The organism is Bacteroides gallinarum DSM 18171 = JCM 13658, from assembly GCF_000374365.1.
Lineage (GTDB): Bacteria > Bacteroidota > Bacteroidia > Bacteroidales > Bacteroidaceae > Bacteroides > Bacteroides gallinarum.
The window spans coordinates 28,236-48,941 of the sequence record NZ_KB894137.1 but is presented as its reverse complement, the minus strand read 5'-3'; the positions used below and the strand labels follow the sequence as shown (position 1 = coordinate 48,941).

General features: G+C 47.9%; 19 protein-coding genes and 1 other RNA gene. 7 read left to right on the top strand and 13 right to left on the bottom strand.

Features of this window, described 5'->3' with window-relative positions:
* Positions 1 to 68: 68 nt before the first annotated feature.
* Both nadC and C233_RS0113470 read right to left on the bottom strand, forming a co-directional pair.
* Positions 69 to 917, bottom strand: coding sequence for a carboxylating nicotinate-nucleotide diphosphorylase (nadC, locus tag C233_RS0113475; protein ID WP_018668100.1), 849 nt, complete (start codon positions 915 to 917; stop codon positions 69 to 71).
* Positions 910 to 1,302, bottom strand: a complete 393-nt coding sequence (locus C233_RS0113470; protein WP_025068959.1) for a DUF4783 domain-containing protein — start codon at positions 1,300 to 1,302, stop codon at positions 910 to 912. The genes nadC and C233_RS0113470 overlap by 8 nt, the downstream gene beginning before the upstream one ends.
* A 423-nt stretch (positions 1,303 to 1,725) precedes the next feature.
* On the opposite strand from C233_RS0113470, the gene rlmH reads away from it, so the two are divergent.
* Positions 1,726 to 2,199: a 23S rRNA (pseudouridine(1915)-N(3))-methyltransferase RlmH gene (gene rlmH / locus C233_RS0113465; protein WP_018668098.1), complete on the top strand. Its 474-nt coding sequence runs from the start codon at positions 1,726 to 1,728 to the stop codon at positions 2,197 to 2,199.
* Between the two features lie 20 nt (positions 2,200 to 2,219).
* Here the strand turns inward: rlmH and C233_RS0113460 are convergent, their stop codons facing one another.
* From C233_RS0113460 to C233_RS0113430, 7 genes are all read right to left on the bottom strand, one after another.
* Positions 2,220 to 3,437: a clostripain-related cysteine peptidase gene (locus tag C233_RS0113460; protein ID WP_018668097.1), complete on the bottom strand. Its 1,218-nt coding sequence runs from the start codon at positions 3,435 to 3,437 to the stop codon at positions 2,220 to 2,222.
* Positions 3,438 to 3,465: 28 nt separating this feature from the next.
* Complete coding sequence (locus tag C233_RS0113455) at positions 3,466 to 3,858, bottom strand: hypothetical protein (RefSeq protein ID WP_018668096.1); 393 nt, start codon at positions 3,856 to 3,858, stop codon at positions 3,466 to 3,468.
* Between the two features lie 185 nt (positions 3,859 to 4,043).
* Entirely contained in the window at positions 4,044 to 4,904 is an 861-nt protein-coding gene (locus C233_RS0113450) for a sigma-70 family RNA polymerase sigma factor (RefSeq protein WP_002561589.1), read from the bottom strand.
* 192 nt (positions 4,905 to 5,096) lie between these two features.
* A complete protein-coding gene (locus C233_RS0113445) occupies positions 5,097 to 6,626 on the bottom strand; it encodes a Do family serine endopeptidase (protein WP_018668095.1) in 1,530 nt (509 codons plus the stop codon).
* Between the two features lie 322 nt (positions 6,627 to 6,948).
* Positions 6,949 to 8,283: a transglutaminase-like domain-containing protein gene (locus C233_RS0113440; protein ID WP_018668094.1), complete on the bottom strand. Its 1,335-nt coding sequence runs from the start codon at positions 8,281 to 8,283 to the stop codon at positions 6,949 to 6,951.
* A 92-nt stretch (positions 8,284 to 8,375) separates the two neighbouring features.
* Positions 8,376 to 9,545, bottom strand: coding sequence for a dipeptide epimerase (locus C233_RS0113435; protein WP_018668093.1), 1,170 nt, complete (start codon positions 9,543 to 9,545; stop codon positions 8,376 to 8,378).
* A 31-nt stretch (positions 9,546 to 9,576) separates the two neighbouring features.
* Positions 9,577 to 10,779, bottom strand: coding sequence for a C40 family peptidase (locus C233_RS0113430; protein WP_018668092.1), 1,203 nt, complete (start codon positions 10,777 to 10,779; stop codon positions 9,577 to 9,579).
* 171 nt (positions 10,780 to 10,950) lie between these two features.
* Between C233_RS0113430 and rnpB the strand changes: the two genes are divergently transcribed.
* Both rnpB and C233_RS0113425 read left to right on the top strand, forming a co-directional pair.
* An RNA gene (gene rnpB, locus C233_RS23265) (RNase P RNA component class A) lies at positions 10,951 to 11,353 on the top strand.
* Positions 11,354 to 11,452: 99 nt separating this feature from the next.
* Positions 11,453 to 12,772: a YihY/virulence factor BrkB family protein gene (locus C233_RS0113425; RefSeq protein WP_018668091.1), complete on the top strand. Its 1,320-nt coding sequence runs from the start codon at positions 11,453 to 11,455 to the stop codon at positions 12,770 to 12,772.
* Positions 12,773 to 12,848: 76 nt separating this feature from the next.
* Here the strand turns inward: C233_RS0113425 and C233_RS0113420 are convergent, their stop codons facing one another.
* The 3 genes from C233_RS0113420 to phoU form a co-directional block, all read right to left on the bottom strand.
* A complete protein-coding gene (locus tag C233_RS0113420; protein WP_018668090.1) occupies positions 12,849 to 13,388 on the bottom strand; it encodes a nitroreductase family protein in 540 nt (179 codons plus the stop codon).
* A 14-nt stretch (positions 13,389 to 13,402) separates the two neighbouring features.
* Positions 13,403 to 14,005: a riboflavin synthase gene (locus C233_RS0113415; protein ID WP_018668089.1), complete on the bottom strand. Its 603-nt coding sequence runs from the start codon at positions 14,003 to 14,005 to the stop codon at positions 13,403 to 13,405.
* A gap of 354 nt (positions 14,006 to 14,359) precedes the next feature.
* Positions 14,360 to 15,055, bottom strand: a complete 696-nt coding sequence (gene phoU, locus C233_RS0113410) for a phosphate signaling complex protein PhoU (RefSeq protein ID WP_018668088.1) — start codon at positions 15,053 to 15,055, stop codon at positions 14,360 to 14,362.
* Between the two features lie 492 nt (positions 15,056 to 15,547).
* Here phoU and C233_RS0113405 point away from each other — a divergent pair, with 492 nt between their 5' ends.
* From C233_RS0113405 to C233_RS0113395, 3 genes are read left to right on the top strand one after another with little or no spacing between them, the layout of a single operon-like run.
* Positions 15,548 to 17,287 carry a glutamine--tRNA ligase/YqeY domain fusion protein gene (locus C233_RS0113405; protein ID WP_018668087.1) on the top strand — a complete coding sequence of 580 codons (1,740 nt, stop codon included), beginning with the start codon at positions 15,548 to 15,550 and terminating at the stop codon, positions 17,285 to 17,287.
* A gap of 13 nt (positions 17,288 to 17,300) precedes the next feature.
* Positions 17,301 to 18,716: a tetratricopeptide repeat protein gene (locus C233_RS0113400; RefSeq protein WP_018668086.1), complete on the top strand. Its 1,416-nt coding sequence runs from the start codon at positions 17,301 to 17,303 to the stop codon at positions 18,714 to 18,716.
* 34 nt (positions 18,717 to 18,750) lie between these two features.
* A complete protein-coding gene (locus tag C233_RS0113395) occupies positions 18,751 to 19,398 on the top strand; it encodes a DedA family protein (protein ID WP_018668085.1) in 648 nt (215 codons plus the stop codon).
* Positions 19,399 to 19,469: 71 nt separating this feature from the next.
* Here the strand turns inward: C233_RS0113395 and tpx are convergent, their stop codons facing one another.
* On the bottom strand, positions 19,470 to 19,973 hold the full coding sequence (gene tpx / locus C233_RS0113390) for a thiol peroxidase (RefSeq protein ID WP_018668084.1): 504 nt from the start codon (positions 19,971 to 19,973) through the stop codon (positions 19,470 to 19,472).
* A 126-nt stretch (positions 19,974 to 20,099) separates the two neighbouring features.
* Here tpx and C233_RS0113385 point away from each other — a divergent pair, with 126 nt between their 5' ends.
* On the top strand, positions 20,100 to 20,675 hold the full coding sequence (locus tag C233_RS0113385) for an HdeD family acid-resistance protein (RefSeq protein ID WP_018668083.1): 576 nt from the start codon (positions 20,100 to 20,102) through the stop codon (positions 20,673 to 20,675).
* Positions 20,676 to 20,706: the final 31 nt, after the last annotated feature.

The window sequence follows — 20,706 nt, the reverse complement described above, 5'->3', positions numbered from 1 at the left end:
TTGCTTCTACAATGCAATCCTTACAGAAGGTCTTATTTTTTATCCGAATTACAAGCGCAGGCATTTTGTCAGCATGCCTTGAAGCTCATATCCAGGCCTTTTACGGAATGTGTCAGCGCACCTACCGAAATAAAGTCCACGCCGCATTCGGCATAGTCGCGCAGCGTATCGAAGGTGATGCCGCCGGAAGACTCCGTTTCGTAACGGCCTGCCACCATTTCTACGGCTTTCTTCGTCATTTCGGGTGTAAAGTTATCGAACATGATGCGGTCTACACCGCCCAAGTCGAGCACTTGCTGCAATTCGTCGAAGTTACGCACTTCGATTTCTATCTTGAGGTCTTTGCCTTTCTCCCTGCAATATTCCTTGGCGCGGGTAATGGCCTTGTCTATACCGCCTGCGAAATCCACATGGTTGTCTTTCAGCAAAATCATGTCGAACAGCCCAATCCGGTGGTTCACACCTCCGCCTATCTTTACCGCCATTTTCTCCAGGATACGCATACCGGGAGTGGTCTTGCGGGTATCGAGCACGCGGGTATTCGTGCCTTTCAGCTTTTCGGCATACTTATGCGTCATGGTAGCGATGCCGCTCATGCGCTGCATGATGTTCAGCATCAGGCGTTCGGTCTGCAACAAAGACTGCACCTTGCCCTCTACGACCATAGCCACATCGCCCGGTTTTACCTCCGCACCGTCGCCGATGAACACTTCCACTTTCATGGTGGGGTCGAAACGGCGGAAAACTTCCTTAGCCACTTCGATACCGGCAAGGATACCGGCTTCCTTAATCAAAAGCTTGGACTTGCCCATTGCCGTATCGGGAATGCACGAAAGAGTGGTATGGTCGCCGTCGCCTATATCCTCGGCAAATGCCAGGTCGATTAGCCTGTCAATCAATTCTTCTTCCTTATTCATTTGTCTTATCTATTCTTATTTGATGTATCACATATTTGCTTGCCGCTTTCCTAAAGAAGCAGTTCACCCGGAAATTGCCGTTCGCGGTTGCCAATGTGCCGATAATGAAGCCCGACTCATCGCGTTTGCCCTGGTGGTTCACTGTAAAACCGCTGACCTGGTTGCCGGAAAAGAAAGCTGCCATTTTCCCCTCTGCCGTTCCGCGGTCTACGTTAATCGGGCGGTTTTCGAGAATCAGCTCTACCTTGTCGCTCAAATATCCGTTCAGGTTCCGGGAATCTCCTTTTTTAAAGGCGGCAACGACTCCCTCCGGCACGTCTTGTGCCATGACCGAAACCGTCCAGATAAAGAGGCAGGCGCACAATATTACTACTCGTTTATTCATTTTCACAAGTATTAATGATAGGCAAAGGTAAGCAAATCTCGCAAATAACAAGAAAAAAGCGCGTTTTTATTTAATTAACCTTCCAAAACTACCTACATCACGGTAGAGCCGAAGCATTCCACAGGGCGGATTAGCCCGGCTTGCAGAACGAACGGATTCGGCTTACGAGGTAAATAGATTCGGCTTGCGGAACGGATAAATCCAGCCTATGGAACGAATAAATCCGGCTCATGGGACAAATAAATCCAGCTTGCAGAACGAATTGTCACGGCTTACGGAAAGAATTACGTCCGCCTTCAGAAGGAATTATGCCTACCTTACAGAAAGAATCACGTCTGCCTTGCAGAAGGAATAAATAATACACGGAGGAGAGCTGTATTCTCGCAGGAAAGGAGTATTTTTGCACCAAAATCAGTAATTTGCATGAAAACGACTTTGCTCGTCGTAGGACGAACCGTAGAACAACATTTCATTACAGCTATCAATGACTACATACAGCGCACCCGGCGCTATCTTTCGTTCGATATGGAGGTTATTCCGGAGTTGAAAAATACGAAGAACCTTTCCACGGAAGTGCAAAAGGAGAAAGAAGGCGAACTGATATTGAAAGCTCTCCAACCGGGCGATGTAGTAGTGCTGCTGGACGAAGGCGGAAAAGAAATGCGCTCCATAGAGTTTGCAGACTATATGAAGCGCAAGATGAACACCGTAAACAAACGGCTGGTTTTTATTATCGGAGGTCCGTACGGTTTCTCTCCCAAAGTCTATGAAGCGGCACACGAGAAACTCTCTCTTTCGCGCATGACCTTTTCGCACCAGATGATAAGGCTTATCTTCGTGGAACAGCTATACCGTGCCATGACGATACTGAACGGCGGACCGTACCACCACGAATAAACAGAGAAACAGCCCCTACGCTACCACCCTATCTTATCGAGACCGGCAGCAGTATACCAAGCCGTAGAACGGTATGCGGCGGCAGCCTGGGAATCGGTGGAAAGGGGGATGTAATGCGTGACACCGTTGGTATCTTTCATCGAGAACATACCGAAAACAGAATCAAATCTATAATCAGCATAAGAGGAATAGTTTTTTTCTGTAGTACTCCAATAAACAAGGGCAGAGTCGAAGGCTTGTTTCCATAGCTCATATCCTGCATCATCTGTCAGATGTCGCATCATTTCTTGCATGTCAAAATATCCTATATGCCCATCGCTCATAGTACGTTTATCATAATCAAAAACATCAGTACGGAGTTCCTCTAATACAACATTAGCCTGTAAAACCTGATTAGTAACTGTAGCCAATTTGTTAAGTTCCGAAGTTCTCAAAACTGCAACAGAAACCCCTCCCGTCCAATTCGTATCCAAGATATCTACACCCGCCTTATAGTTTGCATAATAATGATTGAAATAAGCTTTCGCCATTTGAACTACCGCATCTTGTTTAAACATCAGGGGGACAACCTTATCATAGGGAGCACCCGGTCCAGGGGTTTCCGTAGGGCATCCCATATAGTAGTCGGTATAGTTGCGCACCGCATAGGCCACCTCCACCGACATCATAAAACACGCATCGAACATAATAAAATCGAAATGCGGCATATCATCGTCCAGCACAGCCAGGAAATCGGATATATTCATGCGGTTATCTTGCCACCCTCCGGTGTCCTGTCCTATCCAACGGGTGGAAGCGGAAGGAACCGGATAAGGAATCCAGCCGTCTGCATGCGACCAGTAAACCAGCCCGTAGCTGTCCGCCGGATATTCATAAAAGGCGCGGTGCATTACCTCCTGCATCACAGATGTATCCGTAGATACCTGCTCTGCATATTCCTTGATAATCTTCTTTTCGACATTGCCTTTCTTGTCCTTTGCAATGCGGAACAAGACGGGTGTGCTCTTGTCGTCCTGATACACCAACAGATTATAGGATGATGAATCTACAAGCTCCATACCCTTCATCATCTCTTCCACATCCTGTTTTGCAAACGAGGCTAAACTATTATCTGCCACGATATATACAAGCACGGTCTTGCTACCTGCCTCGGGAGCGACAGGGTCGTCGTCCTGGTTACACGCAGTAAACAGAAAAAGAAAGGATATGCATAGCAGGGTATAAAGCTTCAATCTCATAGTCATTCGTATAATTCCGGATTAATAATTATTCTTCCGGTTTCTTAAAGCTGAACTTGTCCGGTTCGATAGCTTGCAGCAGCATTGTCCCTTTCTTATATTTCGCCTTTACCTTGGAAGCTTCTTTCTCCAACTTCTTCTTGCTCTCGCTGAAGTAGACCATACACGTATAATCGGGTTTCTTCAAATCGTATTCTAGGTAGTTCTTCAACTGGTAGCTGTATAAGTCGCGCTTGGGCAGAAAGCCGTTCTTATCCAGCACGGCGCTATCCAGCACCTGGATTTCCGTATAATACACTACCGAGTCGTTGAAAGATGCCGCTATACCGAAAGCGTAGACGGGCTTGTTGCTTTTCATTGTAAATGCCGTACACAGAGTAAAGACGAGCATCACTGCAAATACTATTTTTACGTGCTTCATAACTTCTATTCGTTTATTTAACGGGGCAAAGATAATGTAAACCGGAAGCAGAACAAAATAAGCCGCCTATTTTTTGCATCAAAGTGCAGCTTATCTCACCCGAAGGCAATAAAAAACCGGCTGTCCGCATTGGGACCCGCCGGCTTCCTTAATTTCTTTATTTGTCAGAAACTGATATTTCTTATTTATCCCAAATAAGATTTGAGCAATTTGCTACGATTACTTTGTCTTAACCTTCTGATTGCTTTTTCTTTAATCTGGCGGACACGCTCACGGGTAAGACCGAATTTGTCGCCGATTTCCTCTAATGTCATTTCCTGCTGTCCGATACCGAAAAACATCTGTATGATTTCTTTTTCCCTATCGGTTAACGTAGAAAGAGCTCTATCAATTTCCCTCGCAAGAGACTCGTTCACCAAAGAGCGGTCGGCCATAGGAGAGTCGTCATTAACCAGCACATCGAGCAGACTGTTGTCCTCTCCTTCAACGAAAGGTGCGTCCACCGAAATATGGCGGCCGGAAACCTTCAGCGTATCGGAGATTTTATCGACGGGGATTTCCAGTTCATCGGCAAGCTCCTCGGGAGACGGACGGCGCTCGTTCTCCTGCTCGAACTTGGAAAAAGCCTTGCTGATTTTATTCAGCGACCCTACCTGGTTCAAGGGAAGGCGCACGATGCGCGACTGTTCTGCCAAAGCCTGCAAAATGGACTGACGTATCCACCATACCGCGTAGCTGATAAACTTGAAACCACGTGTTTCATCGAACTTTTCGGCAGCCTTTATCAGTCCTAAATTGCCCTCGTTAATCAAGTCGGGCAAACTCAAACCCTGGTTCTGGTACTGTTTGGCTACAGATACAACGAAACGCAGATTGGCACGTGTCAGCTTTTCCAGTGCAACACGGTCACCCTTGCGGATGCGCTGAGCGAGCTCTACCTCTTCCTCGACTGTAATAAGGTCCTCGCGGCCGATTTCCTGCAAATACTTGTCAAGAGAAGCGCTCTCTCTGTTAGTGATACTTTTGGTAATTTTTAATTGTCTCATTCTTCTTATACAGATTTGGGTTGCAAAGTTACGACAAATTATTTATTACAAACAAACTTACCTGTACTTTTTCACCTTATTTATATCTTACTTTATATAACAAAAAGGATGTCGGCATGTATCTGCCGACACCCTCTTTTTCGTCTTTGTTTGCTAAAATTACAATCTTCTTACCTATCCTACCTTCTTTTGTTATTCTTGTGTCAAATCTACGGCGTAGCTTGCACGCTTGCCCGACGGGAACATACCGGTGATGAACAGTACCTGGTCGGGGGATTGGGTAGCGGCTTTCAGCACCTTCTCCATATCGTCTACCGACTTCATCTGTACGCCGTTTGCCTTGAGGATGATGAATCCCTTGCGGATACCGGCATCTGCCATTTTACCGCCGGATACTCCGGTAACCTCCAGGCCGTAACCCAGGTTGAGCTGTCTCTTCAGCTCGGAAGATACCGGGCGGAAGGCTGCACCCAGGATTTCCATTCCGGCGTCTTTCACGACTTTCGTATTGCCCTGGGAATTCTTAAGGGTCAACTCGAACTCTTTCTCCTTCTTGTCGCGGATTACCTTTACCTTCACCTTGTCACCAGGACGGTGCTTGGCAAGTGCTTCCTGCAAATCGGTGAACTTATGTATTTTCTTGCCGTCGAGCCCTATGATAACGTCGTCCGACTTCAATACGCCGGCAGCCGAACCGCCTTCTACGACTTCAGCAATCAGGACACCTTCCTGTACGCCGAGTTCGTCTGCTTTCTTCTTCATTTCCTCAGCCAGTCTTTCGTCCATTTGCAGGTCTGTGCCCAGCGTAGTACCGGTGATGCCCAGCAAAGCGCGCTGTACCGTACCGAACTGTTTCAGGTCGGCTACGACTTTTGTCATGATGCTGGTGGGGATTGCAAAACCGTAACCGGAATATGCACCCGTAGGCGAATACAGCATGGCGTTGATACCTACCAGCTCGCCTCTTGCATTGACCAGCGCACCGCCACTGTTTCCCTGGTTGATTGCCGCATCCGTCTGGATGAAGGACTGGATGTTGGCAGCCTGCCCGTTGGAAGCGGTAGCACCGATAGCACGGGCTTTTGCACTGACGATACCTGCCGTTACGGTGGAGTTCAGGTTAAAGGGGTTACCTACCGCCAACACCCACTCGCCTACTTTCAGCTCGTCGGAATTGCCTACCGGCACTGTGGGGAAATCGTCGCCCTCAATCTTTATCAGGGCAAGGTCGGTACTGGGGTCAGTGCCGATGATGCGTCCTTTCAGCTCGCGGTCGTCGTTCAGCTTTACGGTAATTTCATCGGCTCCCTCTACTACGTGGTTGTTTGTCACGATATAGCCGTCTTTAGAGATAATCACACCGGAACCGAAGCCTACACGCGGCTGGGTCTGTATCTGGCGTTGCTGTCCGCGGCCGTCGCCGAAGAAGAAGTCGAAGATATCCGGCATGCTCTGCACCGTCTGAGTCTTGCTCAACTGCTTTGCACGTATATGTACCACGGCATGAACCGAGTTCTCTGCCGCTTGCGTCAAATCAACAGGCTGCGCATCCGTTGCATTATAAGCAGCCAACTGCAAATTATTAGGGTTCTGCTTGAACAACTCGCTAAACGTAGCAGGTTCTTCCTTATGCAGCATCTTATAGGTGGTAATACCGGCTACCCCCGAACTAAGAATTACAATGGCTGCAACTCCGAGGATGTTTTTTGTTGTCTGTTTCATATTACTCTTATTCTCTTTAATTGTTAATATTCAAATCTCATTTAACATTCTGACGTTAAAATAACGACAAAAATCGTTCAGTTATTCCGCTTGTCACTCTTTTTTGTTCTCTTTTAACAGTGAATATTTAGGGCTTAACAGCGGTTAACGGCAGAAGCTGACAAATTAGCATTTGTGTACGATTGCTGTCTGTTAAAATACTGACAGATAGGCGAAATAAAAACGCACCGTCCGTTTGCCTGTAACAGACGATGCGTTGAGGGCAAACAGACGGTGTGTTCGGGGTAAACACACCGTCTGTTGCGAAGATGTATACCGCACCTCAATAATTAAGGTAATCAATCTCCATATGATAGCTCCATTGCGGGAAATAAAGGTTACCGCCCTCCCACTCTACCTCGCCACGCTGGAAGTCTACGGTTTCACTGCGCGGATATTTCTTTTCCGGTACTAACGGCATACCGTAATCGCTGTTCACAATCATGCGCCAGGAGTCGATACCGCCCAGGAAGAAGTATTCTTCATCGGCATCGCGGGCAAAGACGGGCACTCCGAACGACTGGTCTACAGGAACCCACCCTACTCCTTCAAAGTACACCTCCGCCCAGTCGTGCAGGTTCCAGGCACGGGGATGCATCATAAATCCGCTTTGGAAATGTGCGGGAATGCCGCTGATGCGGCACAGGGTGATAAACAGAAGGCTGACCTGGCCGCAGTCGCCGTGGCGGTTGTCCAATACGTATTCCGGAATATTCTCTATCGTGGAATATTCGCGGGCGGAAGCCCAGGGGAAGTTGTCGTTGACCCAACGGAAGATGCGTTTCGCTTTCAGATAGGGATTCGTTTCGCCTGCTGTCAATTTGGCAGCCAATTCACGCAGACGCGGGGAGAAAACGATGTGTTTATCCCGCTCGGCGGTATATTCCTTGTAAAGAGCGGTAGTGGTATCGTAGGGCTGCACATCTTCCGCTTGCAGATTATGCCACTCCCCGCAGGATGTGTATTCGAATGTTTCGGAGAATACGGTAGGCTCGCCCTCTACGGCACGCTTCTCCATATAAAGCGTACTATGCCGGCTGTCTTGCGGAGCGAGGATATACTCCGGCTCACTGGCGGAGATAAACTTCACATCCTGCTGGCGCGCCTGGTCTCTACGGGGATAGGGCAACCAGCAACGGATAATCTTACCGGCAGGAACGGCATTCGTATCCACCGTCAGCGTATAGGTAACGCGCATCCGTTTAGGAACTGCAACCGCCTTGCCGCTTTCCTTTACGGCGGCAATGATTTCGGGCAGGTTCTCCCGGTTCACCTTATCGCTTCCACTCAATGCCGTACCTTCTTTGGCTATCTTTATATCATAGCAGGCGGAATCTATACGGAACAGATTGGGGGCGGCATTACGGAAATAGCGTTTTTCACCGTCCAGTATCATGCACTCCAGTGCATTGGATGCTTCCCATTGCCTCATCTGCTCGTCCGTTACATCGGGAATGTATTTCCTGATATAGTCCTTTACCTGGGATTCCGTCAAGCAGAAATCAGTAAGCAGCCGCTGGTGCAAATCGTCGTCCCAGCTATATGGCTTGTTCTCCGGCCTCGTGCCGCAGGCGGAAGCGAGGAGAAATAGGAATATGGTATATAATAGTTTCTTCATGGGAAAACGGAGAGATTTATAAATTATGAATTACGAGTTATGAGTTATACATTATGAATTATGAGTTATGAATTACAAATCATCATACGCATTTAGATTTTCACTACACCGATACCCGGCAAATCCGGCAACGTAATCTTTCCCTTCACCACTTCCATACCTTTGAAGCGGTCGTTGGCAATCAGCAGGCTACCGTCCAAATCGGCAAAGTCTACGGCCGGCGAGAACTGCGAGGCAGCGGATATGGCGCATGATGTCTCGGTCATACATCCTACCATTACCTTCATGCCCAAAGCCCGTGCCAGCGTCACCATTTTCCATGCCTCACGCATACCGGTACACTTCATCAGTTTGATATTGATACCCGTAAAGGCATCTTTCAGCCCCGCTACATCCTTTAAGCGCTGAATGGATTCGTCGGCAAAAATCGGCAGCGGGCTTTGCTGGGTTACCCATGCGATGTCGTCCAACTGCTCCTTGGGCATGGGCTGCTCTATCATAACGATGCCTTTCTCCTTCAGCCAATGAATCATATCGAGCGCATAGTGTTTGTCTTTCCAGCCCTGGTTGGCATCAATGGCAATGGGCAGGTCGGTTACGGAACGGATAGTTTCAATCATCTCCTTATCGTTATCGCGTCCCAATTTCACTTTCAGGATATTGAACTGCTCTGCGCATTCCCTGGTCTTTTCGCGCACTACATCGGCCGTATCGATGCCGATAGTAAACGTGGTGGAAGGTGCTTTCTCCTTATCCAGCCCCCATATCTTGTACCAGGGAGCCTGTAACAACTTGCCCACCAGGTCGTGCAAGGCGATATCTACCGCTGTCTTTGCCGCCGCATCTCCTGCGGAAAGACTGTCTATATAGCCCAGGATATCCTCTAACTGGAAAGGGTCGGAGAACCGCCCGATAACATCCTGTACTTTCTTCAGGAAAGCCAGCACGCTATCCATTGTACCCAGCTCGTGTTGCAGGTAGGGAGGCATGGACGCCTCGCCATAGCCGGTAATACCGTCGTACTCTATCTCGACCTGCACATCAGGCGTAGTGGTACGCGAATAGGTAGCCACCGTAAACACATGGCGCAACTTCAGTTCATACGGAAAGAAACGCAATTTCATCTTAGGCGTAGCCCCACTTTTGTTGATATTGAACAAAGCCGGCACAGCACCCTCTCCTGCCAGTACACTATTGATAGCCATACCCGAACCCAAGGCGGCAAAGGCGGCGGTCTTTAAAAAGTCTCTTCTGTTTTGCATGTTATTGAAGTTTTAGCTGTTAGCCGGATTATCATTTATAATATTCATTCGTTTCTGTCGTATTCAGCCCCGCCTCTTTATTTATATAAGGTAACACGCGCGTGGCAAACAACAACCGCCCGAGATTGTATTCATCGAACAGTTCATCTGCCGGGTCGAAACTGCTGATATGCACATCGCCCTGCGAATGGATGAAGCGCTTGCCGCCGATATACATCCCCACATGCACCACACGCTCTTTCCGCTCCGGAGTTGCCTTGCGGCCGAAGAATATCAAATCGCCCGGTTGCAGGTTGGAGAAATCGGGTGCGATGTCGATATGCTTGCCTGCATAGGCTTGCTGGGAGGCGTCGCGCGGGATAATGATGTCGTGCATAAAGAGTACGGTACGCATAAATCCGCTGCAATCCACGCCTTTGGACGAGGTTCCCGCCCATAGGTAGGGAATTCCAATCAACGTGTGCGCTGTACGGATAATACTGGCGGCATCCTGCTTTAAGCCGGAACGCCACTTTTTTTCGGGCATCGCTATGGATTTGGAGATATACCCCCGGCGGCCGTCGGGATAAGCCACCTTATAAAAAGCCCCTTTACTCCCTTCCCATTTCAGGCGGTTGCCTGCCACGACGTCCGACACCGTCTGCGAAGCCCGGTTCGGCTCGGAATAGACAAAGCCGTAATGCGAGGTTACCACAATCTTTTCCGCATCGTTCCACGCAGCCATTTCTTCTTTAGTTACGGGATGCACGCCTACGCGATGTACCCATGCGATATAGTCGTCGGGCGTCTGGATGCGCACCCAACCGTCGCGTTGCAACACGCGCACGGGCATGCCCATTAATCCTTGCGTCATCATTTCCGATGAAAAATCGGGAGCTACACGCAGGTTTGCCACAGAGACGTTGATAATGCCATATGTTTTGCCCTCCAGCCCTTCTCCGTCTGGAAGGAGTTGCAGGCAGTCCATTACGGTATATCCCCTCTTTGCCAGTTCTTTCAGCAAAACCGCTTTCGCCTCTGCCGAAGTGGTGACGCCGCGCAACATCACATTCTTACCGGAAAAAGAATAATCCACGTCTAGCAAAGCCACGCGTTTATCCGGTGCGAACTGTTGTTTTAAACTGTCGGTAAGCTGTGCTATCTCCACCGGTATGCTGCGGTCGCCCGTTTCCGAAGCGGCTGCAAGAAAGGTTATAAAAAGAAGCAATACAAAGAGTGAGACGAACTTTTTCATGGGCTATCAGGGTTTGGGGGTTATTAATGATAGCAAAGCTAACAATTTATTCCGAAAGAGATACACTTTTTCAGTGTTTTTAATAAATTATGCAAATAAAGCGTCCATACGAACAAATCACCCGCCACTACTCGCCAATCACAAAAGAAATTCCTATCTTTGCAGGACAAAGCAGTCGGTCGGCTTGTCGCCTGCGCCTCGTGCGCATGAGGAAAGTCCGGGCAACACAGAGCATCCTACTTCCTAACAGAAAGCTGTCCGCGAGGGTAGAGTAACGTAGAAGAGAATGACCGCCGCAACCTCCGGGCTGCGGTAAGGGTGAGAAGGTGGGGTAAGAGCCTACCAGCCTTGTGGCGACACAAGGGCTGTACGTCTTGGGAGTTGTAAGGTCATGTAAACCGGCGCTATGAGAGCTGCTCGCTCCATGCCGGAGGGTAGACCGCTAAAGCCGTATGGCGACATACGGCTCAGATAAATGACAGGCGCCTCGCTTCAATGGGGAATGAAACATGAACAATGCGGCATTCTCCATTTACCGAGGATACAGAACCCGGCTTACAGACCGGCTGCTTTTTTATATTTAAAATTAAAAACAGAAGGGTTGGAAGATGACAGCATCCTTTCCGGTAGGGGCTTTATTTTTCGATTCCCGGTTTCCAATTCCCGATTCATTATGAGCAAGCGTATTGCAGCCCTTTGGAAGTTCCTGACCTACGATATCTGGCGCATCACGGAAGATGAAGTCACTAAAACGACTTTCTCCATATACAATATTATCAAGACCATTTACCTCTGCGTCAACCGCTTTACCAAAGACAGGCTCGTAAACAAGGCATCTGCCCTGACGTACAGTACACTGCTCGCTATCGTACCTATCCTGGCTATCGTATTCGCGATTGCGCGCGGGTTTGGCTTCGACAATCTTATGGAGAGCCAAATCGTCAAGGGCTTCGGCGGTCCGTCGGAAGCGACGGAAGTTATCTTCCAGTTCGTCAACTCTTATCTGTCGCAAACCAAAAGCGGCATCTTCATCGGGGTGGGATTAATCATGCTGTTGTGGACGGTACTCAACCTGATTAACAACATGGAAATCACCTTTAACCGCATCTGGCAGGTAAAGAAGGCACGTAGCATGTACCGCAAAATCACCGATTATTTCTCCATGCTGCTGCTGATACCGCTGCTGCTGGTGGTTTCAGGCGGTCTTTCCATATTTATGAGTACCATGCTGAAGAATGTGGAGGACTTCACCCTGCTCGCCCCTATCGGCAAATTCCTAATCCGCCTCATCCCGTTTGCCCTGACGTGGTTTATGTTTACGGGGTTGTATGTGTTTATGCCCAATACGAAAGTCAAGTTCAAGCATGCGCTGATTTCGGGAATCCTGGCAGGTACGGCACACCAGGCTTTCCAGTTTCTCTACATCAGCAGCCAGTTATGGGTATCCCGTTACAATGCCATTTACGGAAGTTTCGCGGCGCTCCCCATGTTCCTGTTATGGTTGCAAATATCCTGGACAATCTGCCTTTTCGGGGCAGAGCTGACATATGCCGGGCAGAACATCCGGAATTTCAGCTTCGACAAGGATGCCCGCAACATCAGCCGCCGCTACCGCGACTTTATTTCCATTCTTATCATGTCGCTCATAGCCAAACGCTTTGAGCAGAACGAGCAGCCGTACACGGCGGAGGATATATCGGAGGAATGCCAGATTCCCATACGCCTAACCAACCAGACCCTCTACGAGTTGCAGGAAATCAATCTTCTGCACGAGGTGGTGACCGATGCCAAAAGCCAGGACATCGCCTACCAGCCTTCTATGGACATCAACAAGCTAAACGTGGCTCTCCTGCTGGACAAGCTGGATACCCACGGCTCCGAAGATTTCAAGATAGACAAGGATAAAGAGTTCCACGGACAATGGGAAACGCTGATGAAAGCGCGGGAGGAGTATTACAGGAGCGCCAGCAAAGTACTGTTGAAGGATTTATAGCTCTCTGCCGGAACTCCTTAAGTATAGCTATGCCCTGAACGCCGGACATTCCGTCGCACCGTTCAGGGCATAGCCGTTAATAATGATTGTAGGAAATGACCTTGTCTTTGGGCTTCCTCGATTTCTTCCGTTTCTCTTTTGCCGGATAGCCTATCGTTATATCGAGCAGCAGGCGCTTATGGGCAGGAATGCCGGTAAGCTTCTTTATCTCCTTCTCGTCGAACCACCCCAGGATACACGACCCCAATCCTTCGCTCTCCGCTGCCAGCGTGATATGGGCGGTGGCAATGCCTATATCTATCAGCGGGAAATATTTGTCCTTAATCTTAGCCCCCAAGAAAGAGGTGATATTCATGGACTCCTCTACGACCAGTATATGCACCGGGGCGTCTTTGGCAAACTTGTTCATTCCCAATCCGGCAGTAGCCTTACCTACTTTTACGGCAAGTTCCGGTTCGGTAACCACCACGAACCGCCACGGCTGGGCATTACACGCCGAAGGCGACAGCCGGGCGGCTTCCAGGATACGTTCCAGCTTCTCCGGCTCTACCGTACGGGACATGTCATAAGCCCGGTCGCTCTGGCGCGAAGCGGCTAATTGCAAGAAATCATTCATAAGGAAAAGGTTTTTCAGCGATATTGTATCATTCTGCTAATATACTTACCGATAATATCGAATTCGAGGTTCACCACGCTGCCCGCCTTGAAGGTATGGAAGTTGGTATGCTCGAAGGTGTAGGGAATAATGGCTACCTGGAAAGTGTCGTCCGTGGGGTTACACACCGTCAAGCTGACGCCGTTCACGGTTACGGAACCTTTGTCTACGGTGATATAACCGCGTTTGGCCATTTCCTTATCGAACTCATACTTGAACGTGAAGTAGTAGCTTCCTTCGGCATCCTTTATATCGGTGCAGGTTGCAGTACAGTCTACATGTCCCTGTACGATATGCCCGTCCAGCCGGCCGTTCATCAGCATGCTACGCTCTACGTTCACTTCGTCGCCTATCTCCAGCAAACCGAGGTTGGAGCGTTCCAAAGTCTCCTTCATAGCCGTTACCGTATAGGTATCATCCGTCATGCCGACAACCGTAAGGCACACACCATTATGAGCTACGCTCTGGTCTATTTTTAATTCACTCACGAACGAACACTTAAAAGTAAAGTGTACATTTTCTTGGTCTTTGACCATAGCCACCAGGGTGGCGCATTCTTCTACTATTCCGGAAAACATAAGCCTGTTTACAATTTAAATTAGATATTCTCCCTTATCGGGATGCTGCAAAGATACAAAAAGGCTCTCATATAGGCATGAAAAAAAGGAAGCTTTTCACAAAGCCTCCTTTTTCAGTTTTCAATAGGTATTAGTTTTTTTTTAAGGTAAAAAGATTGTTTTCAGGATAACGTTGCAAATATAGGCGCTTTTCGTGATACCAACCAAATTAAAAAACATGTCTTATAACATCTTTTCCTAAAATCTTTTGATTTTATTATCATTTCAAAGCATTTTTCTACATCTGCAATCGTTTTCAGTGGACAAATATAGGGTTATTTTCCATGAAACACTAAAATTATCCTAAAAACTTGCCTATTTCTTATCATTCGGATAGTATTCGTCCGTACGTCCGCTATGCTTCAGCACCTTTGCGTCGATAAAGAATACTATTTCCTCTGCGATATTCGTAATGTGGTCTCCGGAACGCTCCAGCTTGCGGAATACGCTGACCAGATGCAGGCAGGAGAGTGCACTCTCGGGATACTTACCGATATAGCGGGCAAGGACTGCCGTGGCGTCGGCGGTGATTTCGTCCAGCAGGTTATCCTTGGCAAACACGGTGGTCGCCATTTCCTGGCTTTCTTCCTGAAGGGCTTTCTTGGCAAGTTCGAGCATCGACAGCACTTGGCTTATCATCTCCTCCAACCGCAACTCTTTCACCAACTCGCTGTCCAAAGCCGGCTCCTTGCAATTAATGGCAAAACGGGCTATTCCCTCGGCAAAGTCGCCCAGCCGTTCCAGGTTCGTATTGATTTTGAGCATGGCAAGCACAAAGCGCAAGTCGATAGCAACCGGATTATAAAGGGCGATGATATCCTCTACATCACTGTCTATCTTAAGCTCGAAAGCATTGACACGGCGTTCGCGCACCAATACCTGCTGCGCCAGCTCGCGGTCTAAAGTCAGCACGGCTTCTCCTGCACGGTCGAGCTGGTTATACACTAAAGTCCACATTTCGTCTATTTCCTTTTTCAGCAAGACGAGTTCTGATTCGATAAACTTTACCATAATTCCGTATTTTAAGTTTGAACAATCATAATGTTTTTCACCACAGAGGGCACGGAGTCTCACAGAGTTTTATAGGGTTTTATAGGCTAAATCTATAACTAATCTGCGTAATCTGCAACAAAAAGAAGAAAACTCTGTGAGACTCTGTGTCCTCTGTGGTGAGTTCTCCTCCTCCCAAGCACCCCGCCACATAATCTTCCCACGAGCTTTTTCATATTGCCTGCCCGGTTTCCGTATGCAAAGAAACGGGGTACATGTTAAGGTAGTGTGACTATCGTTTGAAGGAAATGTTTCAAACATATTACAAACCTGTTACAATACATAAACATGCGCCGCATGTAACATCGCTGTAACATGTTTTTTCTTACAGAGCCGCTCTGCAATTCATATGGTCGTCCGAAGGGCAGGAAATCATTAAAAAGAGCGGATATATTCCCGTGAAATAACATTTTTGCACTATCTTTGCGCCACTATACGAATAATAACAGCATTATGGCAGAAATTAAAAGCGAAGAAACAAGCGAAAAGAAGAGCCTGAACTTCATTGAACAAATAGTAGAGAACGATTTGAAAGAGGGTAAAAACGACGGAAAAGTGCAGACACGCTTCCCGCCCGAACCTAACGGTTACCTTCACATCGGGCATGCCAAAGCTATCTGTCTGGACTTCGGTATCGCTGCCGCACACGGTGGTGTCTGCAACCTGCGTTTCGATGATACCAACCCCACCAAAGAAGATGTGGAGTATGTAGAGGCTATCAAGGAAGACATCCAATGGCTGGGTTACCAATGGGGCAACGAATATTATGCTTCCGACTATTTCCAGCAATTATGGGACTTCGCTATCCGCCTCATCAAAGAGGGCAAGGCGTATATCGACGAGCAGACATCCGAACAGATTGCCGCCCAGAAAGGTACTCCTACCCAACCGGGTATAGAAAGCCCGTACCGTAACCGCCCCATTGAGGAAACGCTCGACCTGTTCCGGAAGATGAACAGCGGCGAGATTGAGGAAGGCGCCATGGTGCTCCGTGCCAAAATCGATATGGCAAGCCCCAACATGCACTTCCGCGACCCGATTATCTACCGGGTAGTGAAGCATCCGCACCACCGTACAGGTACTGCATGGAAGGCTTATCCGATGTACGACTTCGCCCACGGGCAGAGCGACTATTTCGAAGGCGTCACCCATTCCTTGTGTACGCTGGAATTCGTACCTCACCGCCCGTTGTACGACCTCTTCGTAGACTGGGTGAAAGACGGAAAAGACCTCAACGACCACCGTCCCCGCCAGTACGAATTCAACAAGCTCAACCTGAGCTATACGCTAATGAGTAAACGTAACCTGCTGACTTTGGTAAAAGAAGGCCTTGTCAACGGTTGGGACGACCCCCGCATGCCGACTATCTGCGGTTTCCGCCGTCGCGGTTACTCACCCGAGTCCATTCATAAGTTCATCGACAAAATCGGTTACACCACCTACGACGCCCTCAACGAATTTGCGTTGCTGGAAAGCGCCGTACGCGAAGATTTGAATGCCCGTGCCACCCGCATATCCGCCGTACTGAACCCGGTGAAGCTTATCATTACCAATTATCCGGAAGGACAGGTCGAAGAAATGGAAGCCGTCAACAACCCGGAACGTCCCGAAGAAGGCAGCCACCGTATCGAATTCAGCCGTGAACTGTGGATAGAGCGCGAGGATTTCATGGAAGATGCTCCGAAAAAGTATTTCCGCATGACACCGGGACAGGAAGTGCGCCTGAAGAGTGCATACATCGTGAAGTGTACCGGCTGCAAGAAGAACGACGCCGGAGAAATCACGGAAGTTTATTGCGAATACGACCCCGACAGCAAGAGCGGCCTGCCCGGAGCCAACCGTAAAGTAAAAGGCACGATTCATTGGGTAAGCTGCGCCCACTGCCTGCAAGCCGAAGTACGCCTGTACGACCGTTTGTGGAAAGTGGAGAATCCGCGCGACGAGCTGGCTGCCATTCGTGAAGCGAAGAACTGCGATGCACTGACAGCCATGAAGGAGATGATTAATCCGGACTCCCTGCATATACTGCCATGCTGCTATATCGAGAAATACGCTGCCGGCATGAAGCCTCTCTCCTACTTACAGTTCCAGCGTATCGGTTACTTCAACGTAGACCGCGACTCTACACCGGAAAAAATGGTATTCAACCGCACCGTAGGACTGAAAGATACTTGGGGTAAAATCAACAAATAATACATCAGAGTTAATGAGTAAAAAGAACCTGCTATCCGGAAGAGACAAAGAGTTGCAAGAACTTGCCGAGCAATATGAGGCAGCAAAAGCCGAAAACAAAGCAATCTATCTGGACGCAGATGATTTGGCCGACCTTGCCGACTGGTATGCCATGCACGGAAAAGACGAACAGGCCGCCGAAGTCATAGAATACGGGCTGAACATACATCCCGGCAGTACTCCTTTATTAGTGGAGCAGGCTTATCTTTTCATGGATTCCCAGGAAAGGGATAAAGCCAAGCAGACGGTAGACCGGATTTCCGAGGATTACTCCCCGGAAGTAAAGGTGCTGAAGGCTAACATTCTTCTGGGCGAAGGCAAAATGGAGGAAGCGGAACAGCTTCTCGACACCATAGAAGATAAGGACGACCTGGCCAACATCGTGGATATAGCCTATATGTACATCGATATGGGTTATCCGGAGAAAGCGCAACCGTGGCTGGAAGGAGGATTGGACAAATATGCCGATGACGAAGCGTTCATTGCCGCCACAGCCGATTGCTTCCATGCGCGAGGCGAGAACCAGCAAGCCGAGGTGTTCTATAACAAACTGATAGACAAGAACCCGTACTCGGCATCTTACTGGTTTGGACTGGCACGTTGCTATTTCGAGCAGCAGATGTTCGACAAAGCTATCGAAGCATGCGATTATGCAAATGTGGCAGATGAAGAATTCGCCGAAGCTTACATAATGAAAGGACATGCTTTCTTTCAGTTGGGAAATAAAGAAAGCGCCCTGGAGAATTATGCGATAGCGGAGAAATACAACGCTATCGAACCCGATTTTCTCCAGACATTCATCGGATTGAATGAAATAGCCCAGGGAAATTGGGAACAAGGATACCAACACCTCGAAGCGGCTATCCAAAACAAGGATACCGATTCTGCGTTTCTACCTTCCTTATATGCACATGCAGCGCTTTGCCTTTACAAATTAGGAAAAAAGCGCAAAGCGAACCAGTATTTCAAGAAAGCCCACGAAATAGACCCGGAAGATGTGGATTCTTACTTAATCGAAGGCCGCCTGTATATGGAGAACGGCAACTCGGACAAAGCGATAAAAAAATGGGCGCTGGCTTTAGAGTATGCGCCATACGCCGACACATGGGATGAAATCGGTATGTACAGCCTGGAGCTCGGACATCTGAGTTATGCACTACAGGCTTTTGAGCATGTCAAGGAGTTAGACCCCCAATTCAAGAATATCAACGAAAAGCTGGTTTCTCTTTATGTCCTGCTGAAAGACAAAGAGAATTTCCTGAAATACAACCAACTTTGCAAGCAACCGTTCCAACTGGAGGAGCTGGCGAAAATGGAGAAGCTGTTGGAAAGCGAAAACCGGGAAGAACTGGCGAAATTGGTGAAAGATATCCTGAATGCACTACAATAAGAATGTAATAAACCATTAATCACAAGTATAGAATATGGAATCATCAGCAGAACTTATCAAATGGGTACTTGAGAATCTGAATTATTGGGTAGTCACTATCTTCATGACTATCGAGAGTTCATTTATCCCGTTTCCTTCGGAGGTCATAGTGCCGCCGGCCGCATGGAAAGCAATGACCGATGAAAGTATGAATATTTTTCTTGTCGTTATTTTCGCAACTATCGGCGCAGACCTCGGCGCACTCATAAACTATTATCTTGCACGCTGGTTAGGCCGTCCTATCGTCTACAAATTCGCAAACAGCCGTTTCGGCCATATGTGCCTTATCGATGAAGAGAAAATTCACCATGCCGAAGAGTATTTCAGAAAACATGGTGCAGCCTCCACGTTCTTCGGACGTCTTATCCCCGCAGTACGCCAGCTCATCAGCATCCCGGCAGGACTTGCAGGAATGAAGTTAGGGCCATTCCTGCTTTATACAACACTCGGCGCCGGAATATGGAATGCGATACTGGCTCTATTGGGTTATCTCATATACCGGTTTACAGACATTAAAACGACCAATGATGTGTATATATTGGCTACGAAATACAGCCATGAAATAGGTTATATCATTATAGCAATCGCAGTGCTGGTCGTAGGTTTCCTTATCTATAAAGGAATGAAACAGAAAAAACAATAAACGGAAAACGGTGGATGAAGAAAATTTCCTCATCCACCGTTTTCCGTTATATATGGTTAAGTCTAAAGGGTTTATTTCTTAACCGCCTCAATCGCCTTGTCATAATCCGGCTCTTGCGTTATCTCCGGAACAAGTTCCGTATAGACAATCTTTCCGTCCTTGCCGACGACAACCACTGCGCGCGCCAACAAACCGCTCAACGGCCCGTCTGCCATACGTACACCGTAGTTTTCATCAAAATCCGAAAAACGGAAATCAGACAACGGAATTACATTTTCGATACCTTCCGTCGTGCAGAAACGGGCATGGGCAAATGGCAGGTCTTTCGATATAGCCAGCACGACAGTATCCGGCAAACCGGCTGCCAACTTATTGAATTTTCTCACCGAAGTGGCGCATACGCCGGTATCCAGACTCGGGAAAATATTAAGAATTACATTCTTGCCATTCAACTCCTTCAATGAGAAAGAAGATAAATCCGTCTTTACCAACTCGAAATCAGGGGCAACTGCGCCCACTTTTATAAATTCACCGATTACTTTCACCGGTTGTCCTTTAAATTTTGTTATAGCCATAGTTTTATCAATTTATACAGTATAATAACAAACAAGATGCCTAAAAGGTTCAATAGAAACTTTTCTACCCGTAAATTGTTATTCCACAAACAAACTTATAATAATCATTTTTAATTTACGATTCACATGAAAACAATTTTCGATGAACTAAGACAGGAAGTAAAGAACTGGTGGATTTCGCTGATTCTCGGCATCTTGTACATTGTAGTAGCTTTGAGTTTAATGTTCTTCCCTTTCAACGGATATGCGGCATTAAGTATCTTATTCAGCATTTCCATGCTGGTAAGCGGCTTGCTGGAAATATCTTTTGCAGCGAGTAACCGACAAAGGGTATCCAGTTGGGGGTGGTATCTGGCAGGCGGTATTATCGATATGATTTTAGGATTCTACCTGATAGCCTATCCGCTGGTAAGCATGGAAGTCATTCCGTTTATCATTGCCTTTTGGCTGATGTTCCGGGGATTCTCGTCTGCCGGTTATGCTATGGACTTAAAAAGATACGGTACAAAAGACTGGGGCTGGTATATCGTATTGGGCATCCTCGCCATTGTATGCTCGCTTATCATCCTATGGCAGCCCGCCGTCGGAGCTATATATGCAGTCTACATGATTTCATTCGCCTTCCTCATTATAGGGTTATTCCGCATTATGCTTTCCTTCGAATTGAAGAATCTGCATAAGCGGGGACACCAAAACCCATAATCCACCATAGACTATACGGATTTACACAAGG

Coding starts and splice junctions, on each gene's coding strand:
- nadC (WP_018668100.1), bottom strand. CDS start 917: ATGAATAAGGAAGAAGAATTGATTGACAGGCTAATCGACCTGGCATTT.
- C233_RS0113470 (WP_025068959.1), bottom strand. CDS start 1,302: ATGAATAAACGAGTAGTAATATTGTGCGCCTGCCTCTTTATCTGGACG.
- rlmH (WP_018668098.1), top strand. CDS start 1,726: ATGAAAACGACTTTGCTCGTCGTAGGACGAACCGTAGAACAACATTTC.
- C233_RS0113460 (WP_018668097.1), bottom strand. CDS start 3,437: ATGAGATTGAAGCTTTATACCCTGCTATGCATATCCTTTCTTTTTCTG.
- C233_RS0113455 (WP_018668096.1), bottom strand. CDS start 3,858: ATGAAGCACGTAAAAATAGTATTTGCAGTGATGCTCGTCTTTACTCTG.
- C233_RS0113450 (WP_002561589.1), bottom strand. CDS start 4,904: ATGAGACAATTAAAAATTACCAAAAGTATCACTAACAGAGAGAGCGCT.
- C233_RS0113445 (WP_018668095.1), bottom strand. CDS start 6,626: ATGAAACAGACAACAAAAAACATCCTCGGAGTTGCAGCCATTGTAATT.
- C233_RS0113440 (WP_018668094.1), bottom strand. CDS start 8,283: ATGAAGAAACTATTATATACCATATTCCTATTTCTCCTCGCTTCCGCC.
- C233_RS0113435 (WP_018668093.1), bottom strand. CDS start 9,545: ATGCAAAACAGAAGAGACTTTTTAAAGACCGCCGCCTTTGCCGCCTTG.
- C233_RS0113430 (WP_018668092.1), bottom strand. CDS start 10,779: ATGAAAAAGTTCGTCTCACTCTTTGTATTGCTTCTTTTTATAACCTTT.
- C233_RS0113425 (WP_018668091.1), top strand. CDS start 11,453: ATGAGCAAGCGTATTGCAGCCCTTTGGAAGTTCCTGACCTACGATATC.
- C233_RS0113420 (WP_018668090.1), bottom strand. CDS start 13,388: ATGAATGATTTCTTGCAATTAGCCGCTTCGCGCCAGAGCGACCGGGCT.
- C233_RS0113415 (WP_018668089.1), bottom strand. CDS start 14,005: ATGTTTTCCGGAATAGTAGAAGAATGCGCCACCCTGGTGGCTATGGTC.
- phoU (WP_018668088.1), bottom strand. CDS start 15,055: ATGGTAAAGTTTATCGAATCAGAACTCGTCTTGCTGAAAAAGGAAATA.
- C233_RS0113405 (WP_018668087.1), top strand. CDS start 15,548: ATGGCAGAAATTAAAAGCGAAGAAACAAGCGAAAAGAAGAGCCTGAAC.
- C233_RS0113400 (WP_018668086.1), top strand. CDS start 17,301: ATGAGTAAAAAGAACCTGCTATCCGGAAGAGACAAAGAGTTGCAAGAA.
- C233_RS0113395 (WP_018668085.1), top strand. CDS start 18,751: ATGGAATCATCAGCAGAACTTATCAAATGGGTACTTGAGAATCTGAAT.
- tpx (WP_018668084.1), bottom strand. CDS start 19,973: ATGGCTATAACAAAATTTAAAGGACAACCGGTGAAAGTAATCGGTGAA.
- C233_RS0113385 (WP_018668083.1), top strand. CDS start 20,100: ATGAAAACAATTTTCGATGAACTAAGACAGGAAGTAAAGAACTGGTGG.